This is a genomic window from Caulobacter sp. FV2ye17ST (assembly GCF_058680955.1).
Map to the genome: position 1 here is coordinate 2,360,188 of NZ_CM178727.1, position 22,634 is coordinate 2,382,821.

Here is a 22,634-nt window from a genome sequence, read left to right on the forward strand (position 1 = left end):
TGCGCATGTCTCCGTTCGACCTCCCGCCCGACCTGCGCAGCCGCCTGCGACGCCTGTCGCTGGCCCCCCGCGCGGCTGCGGTGCTGGTCGGCGATGGCATGCACGCCAGCCGCAATCGCGGCGGCGCAATGGAGTTCGCCCAGTACCGCGCCTACGAGCGCGGCGACGACCTGCGCCGCATCGACTGGAAGCTCTATTCCCGTTCGGACCGCTTCTTCGTTCGCGACGCCGAACGCGAGAGCCCGGTGGCGATCTGGATCGTCCTGGACGCCAGCGCCTCTATGGGCCAGGCCGATGTCGCCCGCCCGGACTGGTCGCGCTTCGACGCCGCCCGACGCCTGACCGCCGCCCTCATCGAGATCGCCCTGCAGCAGGGCGACCGGTTCGGCGTCATCGTCGCCCAGGCGCAAGGCGCGCTGGTCCTGCCACCGTCCAGCGACAAGCGTCACCGCGACCGCATCCGGCTGACGCTCGGTCCGCTTCGCCCCGGCGGCGTTCCGGCCTGGGAGCGAGACGTGCAAACCCTGGGCGAGCGCATCGCGCCTGGCGACATGGCCCTGTTCGTGACCGACGGCTTCGACGAGGCCTGCGTCGCGGCCGCCGAGCGTCTCGCGGCGTCCGGTCGCGACGTGTCGTTCATCCAGCTGCTGACGGCCGACGAACGCGACTTCCCGTTCGACCGCAGTCTTCGCTTCCGCGATCCTGAAGGCGACGCCGAGCTGGCCGGCGACGGCCGGGCCCTGCGCCAGGACTTCCTGACCCGCTTCGCCCAAGCCAGGACCGAGCTGCGCGCACGGCTCGAAAGCCGGGGCGTTCGCTATGTCGAGCACTTCACCGACCAGAATCCGGACCAGCCCATCCAGCAGCTGTCCCAACCGGCGCTCCCGCGATGACGCCGACCCTGCTCCTGCCGGCCGCGCTGGGCGCTTTGATCGCGGTCGGGGTTCCTCTTGCGATCCACATCGCGCGGCGGACCGAGACCCAGACCATCGATTTTTCGGCTCTGCGCTGGCTCAACCCCAACCCAAGGCCCGTGCGGCGGCCGCGGCTGGATGAACGGGTGCTGCTGGCAGTGCGGATCGCCCTGATCGTCGCCATCGCCTTGCTCCTGACCCGGCCCGTGGTGCGGCCCTCTGGCGATAGCCGGCCCCTGGTCGCTGTCTCCCCCGCCGTCGATCCTGCCGGAGTCCCTTACCGGGGCGAGCGCCGGGTCTGGCTGGCGCGCGGTTTTCCAGGCCTCGACCGTCCCGCGCCGGCCCTGCCGACCAGCCCGGCCAGCCTCGTCCGCCAGCTCGACGCCGAGACGCCCGCCAGGACACCGATCGCAGTGGTCGTGCCGCCGGAGCTGACCGGTGTCGACGCTCAGCGCCTCTATCTGTCCCGCCCAGTGGACTGGCGGATCGCCGCGTCGTCGCGCCCGCCCGAACGGGTCGCCGCGCGCATGCCACCCGCGCTGACCGTGCGCTACTCCCCGGACGGCGAGGACGCTGTTGGCTACTTCCGCGCCGCGGCGGCGGCCTTCGCCGAGCCCGGCCAACCGCCCGCCTTCGACGCCGCCCCTGTCGATCGCCCCCTGCCCCGCACCGCCCGCTATCTCGTCTGGCTGTCCAGCGCGCCGGTGCCGTCGGCCATTCTGGACTGGATCGAGGCCGGCGGCGTGGCGCTGCTGGCCCATGACGCACCCTCTCCTGTCGAGAGCGCGCAGCGCGTGGCGTGGCGCGACACGACCGGCGAACCGCTCGCCAGCGCAGGACGCTTCGGCAAGGGGCGCGTGTTGCGCCTGGCGCGCCCCCTCGAACCCAGAGCCATCCCCGCCCTGGTCGAGTCCGATTTCCCCGGGACTCTGTGGTCCCTGCTGGCCCCGCCGCCGCCGCCCGATCGTGTCGCCTCGACCGACTATGCGCCCGCGGTGCGCGCAACGCCCGGCGCCCTGTCCTACAATCCCCATCCCTTGGACCTGCGCCCCTGGCTGGCCGTGGCCATCGCCGCTCTCTTCGCGGTCGAGCGCTGGCTGGCCACCCGGCGGCGAAGGCCGATCGCCGCATGATCGCCGCGCTCTCCCACCATCTGCGGGCCGCCCGACAGCGAAGCCTGCTAGACACGGTCGCGATCGGACTGCCGATCGTGCTGGCCCTCGGCGTCGTAACGTGGCGGCTGGCCGGCGTCGGAGCGGCGTTGGCCGTGATGGTCTGCGGCGCCCTGGCGCTGGGCTGGATGGCCCGGACGCGCGCGCGCTGCTTGGACACAGCCTGGCTGACCGCCGCCCTGGACGCCCACGCCCCCGCCCTTGAAGACAGCAGCGACCTTCTGCTTCGCCCTCCTGGGGCTCTTGAGGGCCTAGCGGCCCTGCAGCAGGCGAGGCTGCAGGCTCGACTGGCAGAAGCCGCCGCCCTCGACCTGCGCCCCGACTGGTCGCGCCGCTGGGTCATAGCGACCACCGGCGTCGGCGCTGTCGTGATCCTGGTCGTCGCGCTCTGGCCATCGTCGCACGACGCAGGCGCGGATGTGAGTGGCGTCCGCTCGGCCTCTCCCCTGGGCGCTCCCAGGATCGCCGGCGCGCGGCTGCGCGTCACCCCACCCGCCTACACCGGCCAGCGCCCCTTCGAGCAGAGCGGCCTCGACGTGCGCGCTCCAGCCAGTTCGCGCATCGAGTGGATGGTGAACCTCGTTCCCAGCCCCGGCGCCGCCATCCTGAGCTTTCCGGGCGAAGTGTCGCTGACCCTGCGCCGCGAGGGCGGACGCTGGCTGGGCGATCGGATCTTCGCGCGGTCGGCGCTCTATCGGGTCGAGGCCGAAGGCCTGCCCCGCCAGCGCCTGCATCGGCTGGAGATGATCGCTGACGCCGCGCCGGTGGTGCGTGTCCTGACACCAGACAGCGCCCTGACCCTGACCGCCCCCGGCCAGACGCGCTGGGCGCCCATATTCGAGGTCCGTGACGACTATGGGGTCGCGACCGCCGCCCTGCTACGCGTGACCGTCACCAAGGGCGAAGGCGAGAACATCACCACGACAGAGCGGACCCTGCCCCTGACCGGCCGGGGCGACGCGCGGCTCAAGCGTTTCGCCGCCAATCTGGACCTGAAGCGCGAAGGCCTTGAGCCTGGCGGAGACATGATCGTCCAGCTGGTCGTCAGCGACAATCGCGCGCCCGCGCCCCAGACGGTCGAAGGGCCCAGCATCATCCTGCGCTGGCCCGCCGCCCTGGACCTCGCCGACGGGCTCGAGGGCATGGCCCGCCAGATCCTGCCCGTCTATTTCCGCAGCCAGCGCCAGATCATCATCGACGCCGAGGCCCTGATCGCCCAGCGGGGCCGGATCACGCCGGACGCCTTCCTCGACCGGTCCAACGGGCTGGGCGCCGACCAGGCCCAGCTGCGCCTGCGCTACGGCCAGTTCATGGGCGAGGAAGCCGAAGGCGGCGGTGGCGGGCTGTCCATCCCGACCAATGATGCGCCCGCCCTGGATCTGCCGACGAACGACGGCCCCGCGTCGACGCCCGCCAAGCCAGAACCCCACGAGAAACATGGTCCCGACGACGGGCACGATCATGGCGCCGAGCCCTCGACCTTCGGCGAGATGGGCGACGTGGTCGCCCAGTTCGGCCATGCGCACGACACCGGCGACGCCTCCACCCTGTTCGATCCGGGAACGCGCTCGACTCTGGCCCAGGCGCTGGACGCCATGTGGGACTCCGAACGCGCCCTGCGCCAGGGCAAGCCCAGGGACGCCCTGCCGCACGCCCATCGGGCGCTGGATCTGCTGAAGAACGCCCAACAGGCCACGCGGATCTTCCTGGCGCGCGCGCCCGCGAAGATGCCGCCGGTGGACCTGTCCCGCCGCCTTACCGGCAAGCGGGACGGCATCGTCTCGGGCCGACTGGCGCCAGTCGTGCGGGATCTCGCCGACACGCCCGCCGTCGAGGCCTGGCGGACGCTGGGCGAGGCTCCGCCCGCCAAGCCCCTTCGCCTGGACGCCCTGGCGCGCTGGGTAACCGCCAACCAGAAGCGCCTGGCCGATCCCCTGGCCCTGTCGGCCCAGATCGACACCGTTCGAAATGAACCCGGCTGCCGGGATTGCCGTCAAAAGCTGCGTGCGCTTCTATGGACGGCGCTGGAGCGGCCGCCGACCAGCGTCCTGCGTCGCGCCCCGGCCGACGCTCGCGGCCGTCGCTATCTGGACGCCCTGCGATGATCGGCGACCTCCAGATCTGGACGGCGGCCCTGATCGCCGTGGCCGTCTGCGGTGGCGTTGTTCGGTTGGCGGTCCGGCGTCGGTCAGCGCCGCCGGCGACGCGCGGACCTTCATGGCGCTTCACGACCCTAGCCGGCCTGCAGATCCTCGGCGGCGTCTTCCTCCATCTGACGCTCTTTCCCCCCTCGCTGGGAACATCCCCCGGACGGCTGGTGGTCATCACACGCGGGGCGCAACCGATGTTGCACCCTTCGGGCGACGTGCTGGTCGCCCTGCCGGAGGCCGGCGCGACGCCCGGCGCGATCCGCGTTCCCGATCTCGGCTCGGCCCTGCGCCTCTATCCGGAGATCGGACGGCTGCGCATCGAGGGCGAAGGCCTGACGCCCCGCGACCAGATTCCTCTCGACCGGCCGGCGGAGTTCCTTGCCTCGCGGGCGCCGGGCGGCCTTGTTGATCTGACCTTGCCAGCCCCAGTCGCCCCCGGCGCGCGCTTCAGCGTGATCGGCCAGATCGGCGCGCTCAAGTCGGGAGCCGTCGAACTGCTCGACCCGGCCGGCGCGGTCGTCGATCGCGCCGAGGTGAAAGCCGGCCAACGCTTTGGGCTGTCGGCCGCGACCCGCGCCGCCGGGCTGGCGCTGTTCGATCTGCGCCTGAAGGATGCTGCCGGCCGGCAGGTTGAGCACATCGAGATTCCGGTCCGGACGCGAGCACAGCGACAGCCCCGCGTCCTGGTCCTGGCCGGCGCGGCGAGCCCTGAAACCAAATATCTCCGTCGCTGGGCCCGGGACGCGGGCATCTTGCTGAGCATCGAAATCGATGTCGGCGGTGGCGCGCGTCTGGGCGATCCACCGACGCCGCTCACGCGCGCGGCCCTGGCCGAGGTCGATCTCGTCGTCGTCGACGACCGCCGCTGGGAGACCCTGTCGCCCGGTGAGCGGGCCGCCCTCGGCGCAGTGGCGCAGGACGGTCTTGGTCTGCTGCTACGGCCAACCGGGCCGCTCGCGGACGCCACCCGACGCCAATGGACGGCGCTGGGCATGGCGACTGTCGGTGACGACGACGCCCGAGCCTTCCGTCTCGGCGGGTCTGCCCTGCCCTCAGCGCTCGCGCTAAACCGGCTTGGCATGGTCCAGACCGGGCGAGACAGCGTACCGATGATCCGGGATGCGGCCGGCGCAGCTCTCGCCGCCTGGCGTCCGCGCGGCCAAGGCCGGGTGGGTCTGTGGATCGTGGCCGACAGCTATGCACTGGCCCTGGCCGGCCAAGCCGACCGCTACGGCGAACTGTGGAGCGACCTCTTTTCGACCCTGGCCCGTCCAGGCGAGCTGAGGGGCGTGCGTCTGGACGGGATCGCAAGACCGGGTGAGCGCGCGGCGCTGTGCCCGGTCACGGGACAGGTTCGCGTCGTCGGCCCTGACGGCGTCGAAAGCCGGCCGCGCCTCGATCCGGCGACTAGGCCCACGGCCTGCGCCGCCTACTGGCCCCGCCGGTCGGGATGGCACCGGGTCGTGGATGTCGATGTCGATGCAGCGTTCTACGTCCACCCCGCTGACGCGGCCCCATCGCTGGCGCACAGCGCCAACCGGCAGGCGACGTTTGATCTGGTGGAAGCCGCAGCCGGGCGCGGAACGTGGGCGGTTACCTCTGCTCCCGGATCACCGTGGCCCTGGGCCGCAAGCCTGCTCGCCGTGCTGGGTTTGCTGTGGTGGCTAGAGCGACGATCGCCCCCGGACCGCCGCGCGCCTTGAGCAAGATCCAGCACGAGGCGCGGCCAATATGTTGAAGAGGCCGGTCAGGACGCGTGACCGGCCTCTTCGGCAACAACAGTAGCCTTCGCGAGGTCGCTTGAGGTGTCACTCAACCCGCCTCGCGAAGCGCTGCTTCTCTGACGTCTAGAACTGCATGTTGGCGCCGATGAACACGGTCCGGCCGCTGGTGGTGTGGTTCCACAGCCGGTGTGCGCCCGTCTCGCCAAAGCCGTTGTTGAAGCTGTTGTACTGCGCCTCGCGCTCGTCCGAGAGGTTCACGGCGTCAAGCGACAGGCGGATGCGCGGGGTGATCTGATAGAAGGCGGCCGCGTCGATATAGGTGGTCTCCTCAAAGCCGCCGCTGTCGATCGTGTAGTCCGAGCGATAGTTCGACGACACCCGCGCGCCCCACTTGGCCGTCTCGTAGTAGAGCGTGACGTTGTGGTTCAGGTCGGACATTCCGTAGATCTTACCCTTCTGGTTCTTGCCGTTGACGAGGTTGGTCGTCTCGGAGTCGATGAAGGTGACATTGGCCACGACGCCCATGTTCTTGAGCAGGCCCGGCAGGAAGAAGAAGTCGCTCTGCGCGCTCAGTTCCAGGCCAGTCAGCTTGGCCTCGTTGAGGTTCACCGAGCGGGTGTAGGACGCGACCACCGTCGAGCCGGTGACGCCCGGATACAGGCCATCGGCCAGGCCGGTGCTGGCATAGCTGACGTTGTTGGTCGTCTGGCTGCTGATCAGGCCGTCGATCTGCTTGTGGAAGACACCGGCGGTCAGCATGCCGATATTGCCGAAGTACCATTCGGCCGACAGGTCGAACTCGTCGGAGGTGTAGGGGTCCAGATTGGGATTGCCGGTCGACACCGTCACCGTCGAACCGTCAACGCTGATCGAGCCGTTCATGGCGTAGGCGCCCAGCGACGGGCGGTTGATGTTCTGGGCCGCGGCGGCGCGGATCTGGAACTGGTCGGAGACCTCGAGCACGGCGTTGAAGGCCGGCAGGACGCCGGAATAGGTCTTCTCCGTCGTCGTGGGCGTATTGACGCCCTTGACCGACATGGTGCCCGACGAGGTCAGGTCGGTGCTGTAGCTGCGCAGACCCGCATTACCGCGCAACGGCTTGCCAAACAGCGTGGCCTTCCAGTCAAGCTGCAGATAGCCGGCGGTGGTGTCTTCCTCGACCGTATAGATGCCCTTCGGCGCGCCCAGGGTGCGGGTGACGCCATACTTGGTCAGGGCCTTGTTCCAGTCGACGATCAGCCAGGACTGGTCCTGATGCTGGCTGAAGACCTTGTAGTAGTCGTTGACCCGGTCATCCAGCGTGCCCTTTTCCCACGCCGTCTTGTTCAGGTCGTCCGTGGCCTGCTGGTAGCCCGAGTTGCTGAAGCCGCGGTACGAGAGACCGGCCTTCAGGGTCAGGTTGTCGTTGAAGACGTAGGCGCCATTGGCCTCGGCGTTCTTCAGCTCGGTGGTCTGATAGGTCGCCGAGAAGTCGATCTCGTGGGCGCGGTAGTTGTTGGGATCGGTGGTGTTCCACTTGTAGGTGTTGCGGCCGGTCTTGCCGCGATAGTCGGTGATCACGTCGCCGAACGCCTCGGTGTAGAACTTGTCGGAAATCGGGATGTCGTAGTCCGAGGTTTCCTGTCCGATGTGGCCGTCGACGGTCAGCTGGTCCGACACCTTCCATTCGCCGGTCAGAACCAGCTGATCAAAGGTGTTCTTGGTTTCCTGGCGACGGGTTTCAGTGGCGAACACCGTGTTGGACACGTCGGCGTAGATGATCGAGTTGTATTTGTCGTACTGGATCGCGTTCAGCACCGGGGCCGAAGCGACGATCCCCGAGTGCGGGGTCGTGCCGCCCAGGACGGTGGAGCCAACGCTGGCGCGCGTGGCCAGATGGTTTTCGCTGCGATCGTTGGTGAACTTTCCATGCAGGACGTCGAGCGTCAGGGTGACATTCTCGACCGGACGCCATTGCAGCGCCGTCGTCACGCCCAGGCGTTCCTGGTCCGAGCCCCAGACCGAAAGGCGGTTGCCGCGCTGGAAGATCAGTTCGCCGTTCAGCGCCTTGGCCTGATCGGCGGCGCTGAGCTTGACCACGTTGGCCGCCAGCGCCTTCTGGGTGCCGGCGCCGTAGGTGTTGTAGCCCTGCTCCTCGGTCTTGCGCTTGGAATAGGCCACCGAGACCAGGACGCCGAACTTGTCGTCCCAGTTGCGGCTGAACATGCCGGCGACGCGGGGCTGGAAGTCGTCAGTTGCGGAGTTGGTGCCGCCCTGCAGCGACAGGGCCGCGCGCGTATCGCCGTATTCGAACGGCTTGGCGGTATAGAGGCCGACCGTGCCGGCCATGCCGCCTTCGTCCTGCTCGGCCGAGAACGACTTGCGCACGTCGATCTTGGAGAAAAGCTCCGAGGCGAAGATGTTGAAGTCGAAGGCGCGGTCGCGCGAGGTCTGGCCGCGGCTGTCCATCGGCGAGTCAACGTTGCCCAGCACTTCCATGCCATTCAGCTGCACGCGGGTAAAATCGGGACCCAGGCCGCGCAGCGAGACCCGGCGGCCTTCGCCGCCTTCGCGGTTGATCGCCACGCCCGGCAGGCGCTGTAGCGACTCGGCGAGGTTCAGGTCGGGGAACTTGGCCATGTCCTCGGCGACGATCGTGTCGGCGACGATGGCGCTTTCCTTCTTCAGCGCGCGCGCCGCGCCCAGCGACTTGCGAAAGCCGTTCACGACGATGGCGTCGACAGCGTCAGGCGCGGTCTCGGCGGCAGGCGTCGTGTCGGCGGCCTGGGCGGCGCCGGCGAACATGGCCAAGGCGATAGCGGTCGACGCGGCGCTCATCACGAGCGCCTTCTTGGTGGATGACATGGAAATCCCCTGCACTACCGCCGGAAGGAGGAGGCCCAAAGGCTGGGCGTCCGGCGATTTGGCGGGCGTTAGAGCTGTTTCGTGACCACGCGCTCTCGGTTGCATAAAGAGTTTGTGACAGCGCAACCTCCCGGCGATTGACGTCAAACCGTCATGCAGCCCCGCTAGTCGGACTCGACCTCCGGAGGACCCATGCTCAATCTCGTCGTCGCGTTTCTGATGGGGGCCAACTTCGCCGCCTCAGCCCCCTGCCCTCAGGACGACCTCGCCTGCGCGCGATCGCGACTGGACACTGAGCTGCGGATGAACGACTTCACCGCCGTGGGCACCCACAACAGCTACAAGCTGGCGATCCCGGCCGAAGAGATGACCGCCATGGTCGCGGCGCGCGGCCCGGCGGCCCTGGGCATCGACTATGCGCACCGACCGCTTGCCGAGCAGCTTGACGCCGGGGCGCGGCAGCTGGAGATCGACGTTGTCGCCGACCCGGAGGGCGGGCGTTATGGGCGGCCACTGACCGCCCTGGGGACCGGCGCGACCCTGTCGCCCACCTTCGCGGCGGCGTTGGCCCAGCCAGGCTTCAAGGTCCTGCACATGCCGGACGTGGACTTTCGGGTCTTGTGCCCCACTTTCGTGGCCTGTCTTTCGCAGGTGAAAGCCTGGTCCAAAGCCCATCCGGACCACGCCCCGATCCTGATCCTGATCAACGCCAAGGACGGCCCCGCCAGCTTTCCGGGCGGCGTGACGCCCCTGGCCTTTGACGAAAAGACCTTCGACGCCCTCGACGCCGAAGTTCGCGCCGTGTTCGCCGAGACGGACCTGATCACGCCCGACCAGGTGCGAGGCAAGTCCTCCACCCTGCGCGAGGCCGTGCGGGCCAAGGGCTGGCCCAGCCTGGGCGCATCGCGGGGCAAGGTGTTCTTCGCCCTGGATGAGAGCCCCGAGAAGGTGGCGCTCTATCGCGGCGCCCGTCGTTCGCTGGAAGGCCGGGCGATGTTCGTCAATACCGACGAGGCTTCACCCGCGGCGGCCTATCTGACCCTCAATGACCCGATCGCCCAGAAGGACCGCATTGCCGCCGCCGTGAAGGCCGGCTTCATCGTCCGCACACGGGCTGACTCCGATACCCGTGCGGCGCGGGCCAACGACATTAGTCAGCGCAGCGCCGCCCTGACCAGTGGCGCGCAATATGTCTCCACCGACTATATCTGGGCCGACCCGCGCTTTGCCGGCGGCTATTCGGTGCGACTGACCGGCGGCGACGTCGCCGTCTGCAATCCCGTACGCGCGGCCGAGCGTTGCGATGGCCTGGCGTTGGAGGCCCTGCCGGGCGTCCCCGCGCGCGGCTATCTCGCGCCCGAGCATCGACCGGACCTGACGACGATTCTGGCCCCGCCGCCGGCGGCGGGCTCGCCCCGGGCGATCGCCGACGCGGCGGTGTTCGACCAGACCCGCAGCCTGAAGGACAGCCCCCGCTGGGCTCTGGCGACGGCTGACGTCAACGGCCACATGTACGATCACTTCGCCGAGGCCCTGGGTGTGCGACTGACGCCGCAGAGCGCGCCGACCCTGACCGCCCTGCTCGAACGGGCGGGCGAGGATCGCTCGGTGGTCGGCGTGGCCAAGACCCATTGGGGAACCCGCCGCCCCTATCTGGGCAAGGCCGACGCCCCGATCTGCGAGGCCAGGAGCGATCATCTGGCGGGAAATCCCGACTATCCGTCGGGCCATTCGGCTCACGGCGAGCACGTGGCGATGATCCTGGCCGAACTGGCGCCTTCGCGCGCCAACGCCCTCTATGCGCGCGGCCGGGAGTATGCCGAGAGCCGCTATGTCTGCGGTTCGCACAGCTTCAGCGCGGCGGAGGCCGGGCTGCAGGCCGGCGCGGTGATCTATGCGGCCGAACATGTCTCGGCCGAGTTCCGCCGAGACATGGACATGGCCCGCGCCGAGGTGGCCGCAGCGCTCAAGAACTAGCGCTTCGACCGGCTTGGCCGAGACTCAGCTTGCGCGCGCCCGCGTCCTGTCCAGCTGGGCCATGGCGACGAAGATCAGCCCGCTGGTCACCAGCAGCACGGCGGCCAGGGCCAGCATGGGCGCGAGGTTGCTGCCCGTCGCGTCGCGCACCATCGGCACCAGGTTCTGGGCAATGAAGCCTCCCAGATTGCCGATCGCGTTGATCGCCGCGATCCCGGCCGCCGCCCGGGGGCCGCTGAGGAAGCTGGGCGGCAGGCTCCAGAACACCGGCTGGGCCGCGAAGATCGCCGGCGCGGCGATGCACAGCATGGCGAACTTCAGCGCCGCGCCCGGAAGGATAACGCTCAGGATCAGGGCGACAGCGGCCAGCAGCGTAGGTCCGGCGATGTGCCAGGCGCTGGCCCCATGGCGCGCGGCGTGGCGCGGCACCAGCCACAGCGCCAGGGCGACGAAGATCCACGGGATCACATTGATGAACCCGTTGACGGTGTTGGAGACGCCGAACGACTTGACGATGGTCGGCAGCCAGTAGCTGAGGCCGTAGGCGCCCAGCGGCATGCCGATATAGAGGCCCGCCAGCAACAGCACGCGGGGATCGAAGATCGCCTTCCAGGCGCCGCGATGATCATCGACCACCCCGCCCCGCTCCGAGTCCAGGACCCCAGCCAGCCAGGCCTTCTGCGGTTCCGGCAGCCAACGGGCCTGGGTCGGACCATCGGGCAGGCGCCACAGCACGTAGGGCGCCAGCAGCACGGCCGGCATGCCGGTGACCAGGAACACCCATTGCCAGCCGGCCAGACCCAGAAGGCCGTCCAGATCCAGCAGCAGCCCGCCCAGCGCCGCGCCGAGGGCGTTGGCGGCGGCGCTGGCGATCATGAACAGACCCACCATCCGCGCGCGATGCGCCTGCGGGTACCAGAGGGTCAAAACGTAGAGTACGCCGGGGAAGAACCCCGCCTCGGTGACGCCCAGCAGGAACCGCAGGACGTAGAACATCGTCGCGTTCTGGGTGAAGCCCAGGGCCAGGGTGACCAGCCCCCAGGTGAACATGATCCGCGCGAACCAGACCCGCGCGCCCACCCGGGCCAGGATCAGGTTCGCCGGCGCCTCGAACAGGAAATAGCCGATGAAGAACAGCGACGCGCCCAGGCCATAGGCCGCCTCGGTAAGCCCCAGGGCCTGAACCATGTCGAGTTTGGCGTAGGACACGTTCTGCCGGTCGATATAGGCGATCAGGTACATCAGGCAGAACAGCGGCATCAGCCGCCGGGTCACCCGCCCGACCGTGGCGCGCTCCATGTCGAGGGACGGTTCAGGCATCGGATGACCTTTGGTGGGTTTTCGCGCCTGCGGGCGCGCGTGGAGGAGCGGTGGATTCCCGCTCGATCAGAGCGTGGTCCAGGACATAATCGGCGGAGGCCTCGGCGGATGGCTCGGTCGATCGCAGGGCGCGCATCAGCCGATCCAGGGCCACGGCCGCCATCTGCCGCACGGGCTGGCGTACGGTGGTGAGCGGGGGCCACAGCGTGGTGGCTACGGTGGTGTCATCGAACCCGACCACGGTCAGGTCGCCCGGCACATCAAGGTGGCGCCGGTGGGCCACCGAAACAGCCGCCGCAGCCATGTCATCGTTGCTAGCGAAAATGGCGGTCGGCGGCGGGTCGGCGTCAAGCAGTTGTTCGGCGGCGCGTAGGCCAGACGCGTAGGTGAAAGCGCCCTGGGCCAGCACCAGCTCGGCGCCCTGGACCGCCGCGATCGCCGCGCGCGCGCCATCCAGACGCTCAGCGCTGGCGGTCTGGTCGGGATTTCCGGCGATAAAGCCGATCCGCCGATGGCCGAGGTCCAGAAGGTGCCGGGTCATGGCCTGGCTGGCGTGACGGTCGTCAATGCGCACATTGATCGCGTCGCTCACGGGACGCCCAGCGGCGACAACGGCGACGGGAAGATGGGCGGCGCGGAGCATGTCCAGCGCGACGACGGACTCGCCAAGGGGCGGCGCGAGGACCACGCCGTGGACACCGGCGCCCAGCAGTCTCCGCAACTCCTGGGGCGTCGGGGCCTGGCCGTTCTCGCCACGCACCAGGATCAGCCGGGCTCCGGCGCTGGTGGCCTCCTCGAACACCCCTATCAGGAAGTCGCTCATGAACGCGGCGCTGGGATTGGAATAGATCACCCCGATCCGCAGTTCGCCGGCCATGACCAGGTTGCGGGCGGCCAGGTTTGGCTCGTAGTTCAGCTCGCTGATCGCGGCCAGAACCGCCTGGCGCGTCTCTTCGCGCACCGTGGCGCGATGATGGATCACGCGTGACACGGTCATGCGCGAGACGCCGGCCAGTTGCGCGACATCGACAATGGTCGCGCCCCGGGCGCGGTCTGGCCTGCTCAAAGGATCGCCTTCTTTAGAGTCCGCCAAAGCTGCAGCGGCGTGTGGGTCCGATGGTCCCTGCCGCAGCCTGCATTTGAGCAGAACCGCGGCAGGGCGCCAGGGTGGCGCTAGAAGCTGTAGCGCAGGCCCACGTGGTAGAAACGTCCCAGCAGATCATAAAGCGCCGGATTGGCGTCCAGACCGGTGTTGGTTTGCGGCGACGGCGTCGGCTCGCGGTCTAGCAGGTTGTCGACCTTGAAATAGGCCTGCAGACCTTTGCCAAACTTGTATGAGCCGCTGATGTCGACATAGGTGGCGCCGCTCATGTGGTTGTAGTCGATGGTCGGGTTGTTGTTGGTGGACACAGGGCAGTTGCCGGCGCCGCAGGTGACGTACTGGTTGCCGAACGTCCCGTCGCTGAACCAGCGTTCCTGGACGCTGAAGGCGAAGCGATCGGTGTCCCAGGACTGGATGGCCAGGAACTTCCAGTCCGGCGTGGCGCCGGAGTTCTGACCGGCGGAGTCGTTCGCGATCGCGCCGGGTATGCCCGGGTTGGTGACGAACTTGTGCGTGTTCGTCGCCAGGCCGCGCGCAGTGAAGCGGCCCGGCACGTTGGGCAGCTCGAACCGGTAGCTCGTCTCGATGTCAAAGCCGCTGGTCTTGATCGAGGCGAGGTTGAACGTCTGGGAGTTGACGTAGGGCGTGCCGCTCGCCGGGGCGAAGTTGAAGGCGCTGCAGAACTGCGTCAGGCCGGTATAGCAGAAGTTCACCACCTGCTGGGCGCTGAGGCTGGAGATGCCGCCGTTCAGCACGATGTTGTACCAGTCGACCGAAGCGCTGAAGCCCGGCAGCCATTCCGGGTTCGACAGCACGACACCGAGCGTCGTGTTCTTGGCGATCTCGGGCTTCAGGTTGGGGTTGCCCACCACGTTCTGAAGAACCAGCAGCGCGCTGCCGGTGAACGGATTGGTGAAGTTGGGCAAGGTGGTGGTCACCGGGGCGGCGAACAGCTCCGACAGGTTCGGCGCGCGAACGTCGCGCGACGTCACCGCCCGCAGGCGGACACCCTCGACCGGCGTGTTCCAGGTTGCGCCGACCTTCCACGTATAGACCGTGCCCGAGGTGCTGTAGTCGGTCCAGCGACCGGCGAAGTTCAGGTTGGCCCTGCCTGCGGCTTCGGAATTGACCAGCGGCAGGTTCACTTCCGCGTAGGCTTCCTTGACCGTGTATTTGCCGGCGCCGGAGTGATAATTGCCCGCGTACCAGTTCGAGCCCGACGCATTCAGGATCGGATCGGCCGGATATTCAGCCGTGTTGGGCGAGTCCGCCGAGCCGTCGCCGTAGGGGTCGCCTTTGACGTGGTATTGTTCGCGGCGGTACTCGGCGCCGAACGCCAGGGAGACCGGGCCGGCCCACAAAGAGACGGGCTCGCCGCTGAAGTTGATGCTGGCGACGTCCTGCTTCTGCACCGAGTGCTGATAGGGGCCGTTCTTGGGCGTGATGTAGGCCAGGGCCGCGTCGCTGGGCGTCTGGCCGCCGAACACGTTGATCGGCGCGCAGCCATTGGCGCGAGCCACCGGGTCGGCGCAGACGATTTGACCGCCCACCAGCGTGGCCTGGATGGCCTGGCGGTAACGCGGGTTCAGCATGATGTCGCGAACGTGGATGTTCGTGGTGTTCTGCCCATGGGTGAAATAGGCGTCGTAGCGCCATTCCTTGCCCAGAGCGTCGAACTTGCCGTCGGCGCCCAGCACGAGACGATACTGGGTCCGCGTGGGATGGACCGAGATGTTGCGGGGCAACAGGGCGTTGCTGGTGCCGAAGGTGAAACTGGTGATGCCGTTGGCCGCGCAGGCCGCCACGACCGACGCCGGCAGGTACGGGTTCGAGCATTGCATCGTCAGGCCGGTGGTGGCCCCGCCCGGGTTGGGCTGGTTGCTGCTCTCCACGCGAGCGGCGTTGAAGGTCGCATAGATCTCGTTGTCGGCGTCCAGATCAAATCCGACGCGCGTGTAGGTGTTCATGCGCTTGATCTTGGATTGCAGCGACGTCCCGATGCCGACATTGCCCGACAGGTCGCCGCCGACACAGAAACCGCCCGACGTGTAGCAGCCGATCACCGCGCCATTGGCGGCCTTGGACGGCACGCCATTGGAGCCGTACTGGAACTTGAACGGATTGCCGCTCTTGTCGAAGGCCGTGCCCTGCAGCGGCCCGGCGCTGATCAGGCCGTACTTGGTGTACTGATAGGCTTGGGCGTGCTCGCGGTAGAGATACTGCGGCGATCCGTCATTGGTGATCCCGCGATTGACCAGGGTGGCGGTCGTGTACCAGTCGCGGCTGCCGGGCGCGTCTTCGCCGAAGCCGCCGGCGGGAACGCCCTCTTCCTGGTCATACTCGCCACTGACCTGGACGTGCAGGCGGTCGTCCATGAAGGACTTCCCCGCCGCGACCTGGGCCAGATACTGCTCGTTGTCGCCGTAGGTGGTGATCCCGGCCATGACATTGGCCTTGAAGCCCACGAACCGCTTGTTGGTGATGAAGTTGACGACGCCGCCGACGGCGTCCGAGCCGTAGGAGGCCGAGGCGCCGCCGGTCACCACGTCGACCCGCTCGACCAGCAACTGGGGGAACAGGCTGATGTCGGGAACGCCCGTGACGTTGGCCGGCACGACCCGTTGGCCGTCCAGCAGGGTCAGGGTGCGGATGGTGCCAAGGCCGCGCAGCGAGAACGAGCTCAGGCCCTGCGCGCCGCTCGAGGTGCTGAACGTGCCCGTGGTCGCGCCGGTCGATCCCTGCAGCGAAGGCAGCTGGGTGATGGCGGTGAAGATGTTCGGCTGGGCGGCTCGCTCCAGATCGGCCTGACCTAGCACCTGGGTCGGCGTGGGCGCCGTAAAGCCGGTGGATCGGATGCGGGTGCCGGTGACCACGATCTCGGTCAGGGCCGTAGCGTCGGGCTCCGACGATGCGGGGGCCGTCTGCGCGCTGGCCGATCCCGCCGAAGCGATCATCGCGACCGCGCTCGTCGCGAACAACACGTTCAAAAAGCGCGATCCCCGTCGCGTCCGACCCAAAGCACTCATCCTGCAGCCCTCCGTTTTTCGTTGAGTCCATCTGCGATGGCCTGTCGCGAAGCTGTCAGACAAGTGAGGCGCTAACCATTACGACCATGGTCGTAGGTCGGCGGTCCCGGGTCGAGGCGAGCGGCCGGCCAAGCCCCCTCAGGGCCGTCGCACCGCGTACAGGCCCTGGTGGGTCAGGACGAACAGCGTCTGCCCGCCGGGACCGCCGAAGACCAGTTGCAGGGGTCGTTCGGGAACGTCCACGCGGCCCAGCTCCCGACCGTCCGGGGCGTAGACGAACACCTGGCCGTTAGCGACATAGACACGGCCCTCCCCGTCCGTCGCGACGCTCTCGCCGCCGCGATTGGCGAAGGGCTTCAGATCTGTGATCGCGCCATGCTGTCCGACTAGGCCGCTGTAGGTGATGTTTTCCGAGCTGTTGGTGACAAACACCCTTTGCCCAGGCTTGGCTGTCGTGAAGCCATAGGTGTCGAGCGCATCCGAGAACCGCATCGCCCGGTAATCCGGTGGGCCCTGCTGGAAGACCCGATAGGCCGGCAAGGCCAGGCTGCCGTCGGGCGAGACATATTCCCGGGCCTTGGGCAGCGCCATGTCGCGGGCGAACATCTCCGCCAGGGTGGTGAACTGATAGGTCGCAAGATCCAGCTGGTCCTTGAACTCGCCGTTGTTCCACCAGTTTACCGGCAGCACGGTCGCCGCGCCCGGGTGTTCGACCGCCGGGGTCGGCGCGATCACCGTGACCTCGGTGTCGGGACTGCCTGGCCTAAAACTGTAGACCGACCCGTCGCGACCGTCCGACGACAGCACCAGCAGGTTCCCCGACGCGTCGACCGCCAGGCTGACGGGATCCAGTGTGTTATCGCGTACGATCGACAGCTTGCGCTGATCCGACCAGCTGTAGATGCGCTGGTGACGGCGGTCGGTGAAGTAGAGCGTCCCGGCCGCGTCGACGGCGCCGCCGCCCAGCGAATGGAAGCCGTCAGCCAGCTTCTCCACGCGGGCGCCGGCCGGAAAGACGGAAAGCGCGACCGGCGGCGGATCGGCGGGAAGGTCCAGCACCGCGAACTGGCGCTCGCGCACCGCAAGGCCGCTGGTGACGTCGTGGACGGCGTTGTCGTAGGGATACTTGCTGAGACGCAAGAAGGTGGCGCAGCCGTTGTCGTCACAGACCCCCAGGCCACTTTCAGAGTTCACCGCCATGTTGCGGAACCGGATGTCGTGCGAGTTATAGATCTTGGCCGCCGCCGACGCCGGCTTGCGCGTCCGAGTGACGCGGTAGGCGTGATAGTTGGCGACCAGGATGTCGTGAGAGTCGCGAATCTCCAGCGAGACGGTGTCTTCGCCCTCGCCCGCCTCTTCCTCGGTCTGCGCGGCCAGGAGCTCCCAGTGGGCGACCCGGTTGAGACTGATCTCCGAACGCACGTGGTGCTCGACCGAGGCCTGGTAGATATGGCCCGGCGTCTGGGTGTCGGAGATATAGATGCCCGAATAGGCGTAGGTGCTGGGGCTCCAGATGTTGGCGAAGGTCCCGCCGCCGCCGTTGGTCACCCACAGGCTGGGATACTGGCCCGCCCAGCGCTTGGCCGGGTCGGCGTCGGCCGTGGCGTTGGCGTTGTAGGGATTGAAGCGCGAGCCGTCATACAGGTTGGTGCCGTGGCCGCCCTGGAACTTGACGTCATTGACCATCGAATTGGCGCCAGCCGTCCAAAGCAGGGCCGTGGCGCGGGGATTGATCCCGCCGGTATTGAGGCCCAGCCCCGAGACGATGTTGTCGCCCCCGGCCCCCGACAGAACCAGCGCCCTGGGCGCGCCGACGCCCTGATAGCCCGGCATGCGATCGGGCAGCACGATCTGGGTCAGGCTGGGATGCAGGCCGATCAGCACCGTATCGGGCCGCAGCCGCAGAGTGTCGCTGACGACATAGAAGCCGGCCGGGAAATAGACGACGCGATGGATGTCGATCGCCTTCTGGATGGCGGCGGTGTCGTCGGTGGCGTTGTCACCTTTTGCGCCGAGCGTGCGGACACTGGTCCACTCGGCCACCGCCGGCAGGGCGCGGATCGCCGAGCTCCGAGGCGCGTGCAGGGTCGCGACAGCCTCCGCCGTCATCCGGGTCCTGGTCTCGCCCATCTGGCCCGGGCCAGGCAGGGTCAGGCCATGATTGAAGGCCGCCACACGATAGACGGCTCCCTTGCCGGCCACGGTCTTGCCGCTGTCGCGGAAGCGGGCGAACACCGGGGTGTTGGTGGCCGTTGCGTTCTCGAAACCCACCTGGGTGTAGACGCTGGCCTCGTTGGAGATCACCACCCCGGCCTTCGAGACGTTCTCGAACCGGACATCCTTGCCCCACAGCCAGTCGCCATAGCCCCGGTCGATCTCGATACCGACGGGCGTGTCGCGCAAGGTCACATTGACGAGGGTCAGGCGGGCCTCATGCTCGCGGATCGCCGCGTCGCGCTGGCCTTCGAAGGTCGAGTCGAGCAGCACGAAACCCCAGGCCGGCGAGGTCTTCTCGGCCAGGATGCCGTAGCGCCCGCCCTTGAAATGCAGGTCCTCAGCCTCGTTGGCCACGTGATACAGACCCGCCAGGCCCGACCCGATGTCGAAGCTCATATGGCTGAGATAGGCATGCTGGGCGGCATGGAAACGGATCGCCGTCGCGGCCGGATTGCCGTCGCCGATCTTGAAGTCGATGTTGCTCATCGCCGAGTAGAAGGTGCCCGGATTGGCGTCGGCGATGTTCTTGTTGAAGGGCACGCTGCCCGGCGGCGGGAACGGCACGCGACGCGACGGATCCACCTTGGCGCCCGCGAAGATCACCATGTTGGCCAGGCCCTTCTGGAACCCTGGCGTGGCGTCGCCCAGCAGGATCAGCGGACGGCTCGCGCCGACCCCGAACACCCGCACCCCCGGCCACAGGAAGATCGTCCTGCTGATCCGGTATCGGCCCGAAGGCAGGAAGACCAGGCCGCCGCCATCCTTGGTCGCGGCCTGGTCGATCGCGCTCTGCAGCGCGGCGCTGTCATCGGCGCGGCCATCGCCCACCGCGCGGACCCGCACGGCGCGGGGATCGTCCGGCGCGACCGCAAAGGCCGATTCCGAAGGGGCCGCCTGGGCGCCGCCCGCGAGCAGCAGAGCCAAGGCCATGAGTCCTTTCGCCACCCAGCTTCGCATTGCAAACCTCGTAAAAAGTGTCCCGGCGCGAGGCCGGGACCAGTCAGGGGTGGTGGTGGACGCTTGACCGGCGCACCTGCCGGTCAGCGGAAGGGAAACTCAGCGGGCGCCGCGCATCACGGCGTGACGGCGTAGAGCGAGTGGTGCGTCAGGACGAACAGCGTGCGCCGGTCCGGTCCGCCGAAGATCAGCTGCAGCGGCCGCTCGGGGACGTCGATGCGTCCGGTGGGCTGGCCGTCGGCCGCGTATCTGAAGATCTGCCCATTGGCGACAAACACCTGTCCCTGGCCATCGACGGCGACGCTCTCCCCGCCCCTGTTGGCGAACACCTTCAGATCCGTCAGGGCGCCGTCGGGACCGACCTTGCCGCTATAGGTCCGGTTCTCGGACCCGTTGGTGACGAACACCCGCTCGCCAAGCCCTGCCCCGATGAGGCCATGGGTCTGGAGGGTGTCGGACCAACGCCAGCCGACATGGTCGGGCGGTCCCTGCTCCCAAACACGGAAGGCCGGCAGGACAAGGCTGCCATCGGGCGAGACATAGGCCCTGGCCTTCGGCGCGCCCGCGTCGCGGGCGAACATCTCGGCCAGGGTGGTGAAGTGATCTGTCGACGGATCGTATTGATCCTTGAACTCGCCATTGTTCCACCAGTTGACCGGCAAGAGCGTCCTGGCGTCAGGTCGCGCCGCCGACGGCGTCGCCGCGATCATCGTCAGCTGGTCCTTGGGCCCGGCCGGATCGATCGAATAGACGCTTCCCTCGGGACCGTACGAGGACAGCACCAGAAGCTTGCCCGAGCGATCGACCGCCAGGTTCACCGGGTCGAGAGCGTAGTCGCGCACCACTTCCAGCCCCCGCGCCTGCGTCCAGCGATAGATCCGCTGGAAACGCTTCTCCACGAAATAGAGCGCGCCGTCCGCGCCCACCGCCGCGCCTGATATCGACCAGAAGCCGGTCTCCAGCTTCCGCACCTTCCCCTCGCCGGCCGGAGCGGGCGGCGCGGGTTCACCCGTGACGTCGAGCACCGCGAACTCCCGCTCGCGCACCTCCAGCCTGCGGGTCTTGTCCTGGATCGCGTTCTCGAAGGGGAACTTGCTGGCCCGCAGGGTCGTGCCGCAGCCGCTCGCGCCGCACAGGGCGATGCCGCTTTCGGCGTTGATGTGGACGTTGCGGAAACGGATGTCCGACGAGTTGAACAGCTTCACCGCCGTTTCGGCCGGGTGGTAGGATCGCGTCACCCGGTAGCCGTGATAGTTGGCGAAGAGGATGTTGCGCGAGTTGCGGATCTCCAGCGACACCGCGTCGGGGCCGTCGCCGACCTCCTGCTCGGTCTGCGGCGCCAGGAATTCCCAGTTCTGGACGTTGTCGAGGACGAACTCGTTGCGCACGTGGTGTTCGACCGACACCTCATAGATATGGCCGGGCGTGCTGGTGTCGGAGATGTAGAAGCCGGCCGAGGCGAAGGTGTTGGGGCTCCAGACATTGGCGAAGGTCCCGCCCCCGCCATCCGTCACCCAGATGCTGGGATACTGCGCGTCCCAGCGGCCGTCGGCCACCGGATCGCCGCTGCGCGCCTGGGCCGCGCCCAGCGACTTGCCGTCCATGGTGGGCGTGCCGCCGCCGCCCATGATCTTGACGTCCGTGACCTGCGAGGCCTCGCCCGACCGCCACAGCAGCGCCGAGGCGCGGGGATTGATGCGGCCGGTGAAAAGACCAATCCCGGCAAGGATGTTGTCGCCTCCACGCGGCGTCTCGAGGATGGGCGTCACTGCGCCGACCCCGGCATGGCGGGGGTTGTTGTCGGGGATGACCAGTTGGGCCATCGCCGGATGCATGCCGATCAGAACGGTGTCGGGCCGCAGCTTCAGGGTGTCGGACACCTTGTAGAAGCCGGTCGGCAGATAGAGGACGCGGTGGCTATCGATCGCCTTCTGCAGGGCGGCAGTGTCGTCGGTCTCGCTATCGCCCTTCACGCCCAGGGTCTTGACGTTGGTCCAGTCCGCGACCGGCGGCAGGGCGCGAAGGGCCGAGGGCGGCGCCGCCGGCATGGTCGGCAGCGCGGTGATGTCGGACAAGGTCTTGTACTCGCCCATCTGGCCCAGGCCCGGCAGCGTCAGCCCATAGGTGAAGGACTTCACCCGATAGGCGCGTCCCTTGCCCGCCACGGTCTTGCCGCTGTCGCGGAAGCGGGCGAACACCGGCGTGTTGGACGCCACGGCGTTGTCGAAGCCCACCTGGGTAAAGACGTTGTCCTCGGCGGAGATAACGACCGCGGCCTTCGAAACATTCTCGAAGCGGACGTTCTTGCCCCACAGGCTGTCACTGTAGCCCTCGTCGATCCCGATGCCGACGGGCGTATTCCTGATCGCGACATTGACCAGAGTCAGGTCGACCTCATGCTCACGGATCGCCGAGTCGCGTTGACCATCGAAGGTCGAGTCGATCAGCGTGAACTGCCAGGCCGGAGAGGTCTTCTCGGTGACAATGCCATAGCGGCCGCCGTGGAAGTGGACGTCCTCCATGATGTTGCCGGCCTGATAGACGCCGGCGAAGGCCGAGCCCAGGCGGAAGTCCATGTGGCTGAGAAAGGCGTGCTGTGCCATGCGGAACCGCACCCCGGCCGCGGCGGGATTGCCGGCGCCGATCTCAATGTCGACATTGCTCAGCGCCGAATAGAAGGTCCCGGAATTGGCGTCGCGCACCTCTTCCTTGGCCCCGACCGCGGTCGGAACCGGTACGGGCACCTTGCCCACGCTGTACTGGTCGCCGCCTGTGAACACGATCATCGTGCCCACGCCCTTCTGGAATCCGGGCGTGTTCGCGCCCAGCACGAAGACCGGCCGCGTGGCGCCGACGCCGAAGATCCGAACGCCGGGCGGCACCAGGATGCTGCGGCTCAGGCGGTAGCGGCCCGACGGCAGGAAGACCACGCCGTGCCCGGTCTTGTCTCGCGCGGCGTCGATCGCGGTCTGGACGGCCTGGGTGTCGTCGGCCCGGCCGTCGCCCACGCCCTTGACCGTGATCGCGCGCGGATCATCGGGGGCGCTGAGATAGACCGACCGGGTCTGGGCCATCGTCCCGAACGCGGAAGCCGACGCGGATACAAGGATCACCGCCGCCAGTATGACTACTCTCATGCCGCTTCCCTGAGTTTGCTCAACGACGGATAAGGCGTCCAAAGCGGGTCGCCATCCACGACCATGGTCGTAGTTCACGCTGTTTCAGCTTGGC

At 68.1% G+C, this 22,634-nt stretch carries 11 protein-coding genes; 5 read left to right on the plus strand and 6 right to left on the minus strand.

Features of this window, described 5'->3' with window-relative positions; translation table 11 throughout:
- Positions 1-5 precede the first annotated feature (5 nt).
- The 4 genes from ACW17V_RS11375 to ACW17V_RS11390 are packed head-to-tail and all read left to right on the plus strand — an operon-like array spanning position 6 to position 5,939.
- Complete coding sequence (locus ACW17V_RS11375; protein ID WP_492105238.1) at positions 6-893, plus strand: DUF58 domain-containing protein; 888 nt, start codon at positions 6-8, stop codon at positions 891-893.
- Positions 890-2,047 (plus strand): BatA domain-containing protein, encoded by a 1,158-nt coding sequence (locus ACW17V_RS11380; RefSeq protein ID WP_492105239.1) that lies wholly within the window; start codon positions 890-892, stop codon positions 2,045-2,047. The genes ACW17V_RS11375 and ACW17V_RS11380 overlap by 4 nt, the downstream gene beginning before the upstream one ends.
- Positions 2,044-4,191, plus strand: a complete 2,148-nt coding sequence (locus ACW17V_RS11385) for a DUF4175 family protein (protein WP_492105240.1) — start codon at positions 2,044-2,046, stop codon at positions 4,189-4,191. Before ACW17V_RS11380 ends, ACW17V_RS11385 begins: the two co-directional genes overlap by 4 nt.
- Complete coding sequence (locus ACW17V_RS11390) at positions 4,188-5,939, plus strand: hypothetical protein (RefSeq protein ID WP_492105241.1); 1,752 nt, start codon at positions 4,188-4,190, stop codon at positions 5,937-5,939. The genes ACW17V_RS11385 and ACW17V_RS11390 overlap by 4 nt, the downstream gene beginning before the upstream one ends.
- 144 nt (positions 5,940-6,083) lie before the next feature.
- Here ACW17V_RS11390 and ACW17V_RS11395 read toward each other — a convergent pair whose 3' ends face one another.
- Positions 6,084-8,804 (minus strand): TonB-dependent receptor, encoded by a 2,721-nt coding sequence (locus ACW17V_RS11395; RefSeq protein WP_492105242.1) that lies wholly within the window; start codon positions 8,802-8,804, stop codon positions 6,084-6,086.
- A gap of 192 nt (positions 8,805-8,996) precedes the next feature.
- Here ACW17V_RS11395 and ACW17V_RS11400 point away from each other — a divergent pair, with 192 nt between their 5' ends.
- Positions 8,997-10,781, plus strand: coding sequence for a Ca2+-dependent phosphoinositide-specific phospholipase C (locus tag ACW17V_RS11400; RefSeq protein WP_492105243.1), 1,785 nt, complete (start codon positions 8,997-8,999; stop codon positions 10,779-10,781).
- A 24-nt stretch (positions 10,782-10,805) separates the two neighbouring features.
- Here the strand turns inward: ACW17V_RS11400 and ACW17V_RS11405 are convergent, their stop codons facing one another.
- The 5 genes from ACW17V_RS11405 to ACW17V_RS11425 form a co-directional block, all read right to left on the minus strand.
- Positions 10,806-12,101 (minus strand): MFS transporter, encoded by a 1,296-nt coding sequence (locus ACW17V_RS11405; protein WP_492105244.1) that lies wholly within the window; start codon positions 12,099-12,101, stop codon positions 10,806-10,808.
- Positions 12,094-13,167 (minus strand): LacI family DNA-binding transcriptional regulator, encoded by a 1,074-nt coding sequence (locus ACW17V_RS11410; RefSeq protein WP_492105245.1) that lies wholly within the window; start codon positions 13,165-13,167, stop codon positions 12,094-12,096. Before ACW17V_RS11410 ends, ACW17V_RS11405 begins: the two co-directional genes overlap by 8 nt.
- A gap of 107 nt (positions 13,168-13,274) precedes the next feature.
- Positions 13,275-16,229 (minus strand): TonB-dependent receptor plug domain-containing protein, encoded by a 2,955-nt coding sequence (locus ACW17V_RS11415; protein ID WP_492105246.1) that lies wholly within the window; start codon positions 16,227-16,229, stop codon positions 13,275-13,277.
- A gap of 138 nt (positions 16,230-16,367) precedes the next feature.
- Complete coding sequence (locus tag ACW17V_RS11420; RefSeq protein ID WP_492105247.1) at positions 16,368-19,376, minus strand: glycosyl hydrolase family 28-related protein; 3,009 nt, start codon at positions 19,374-19,376, stop codon at positions 16,368-16,370.
- A 143-nt stretch (positions 19,377-19,519) separates the two neighbouring features.
- Positions 19,520-22,540 carry a glycosyl hydrolase family 28-related protein gene (locus tag ACW17V_RS11425; protein WP_492105248.1) on the minus strand — a complete coding sequence of 1,007 codons (3,021 nt, stop codon included), beginning with the start codon at positions 22,538-22,540 and terminating at the stop codon, positions 19,520-19,522.
- Positions 22,541-22,634: the final 94 nt, after the last annotated feature.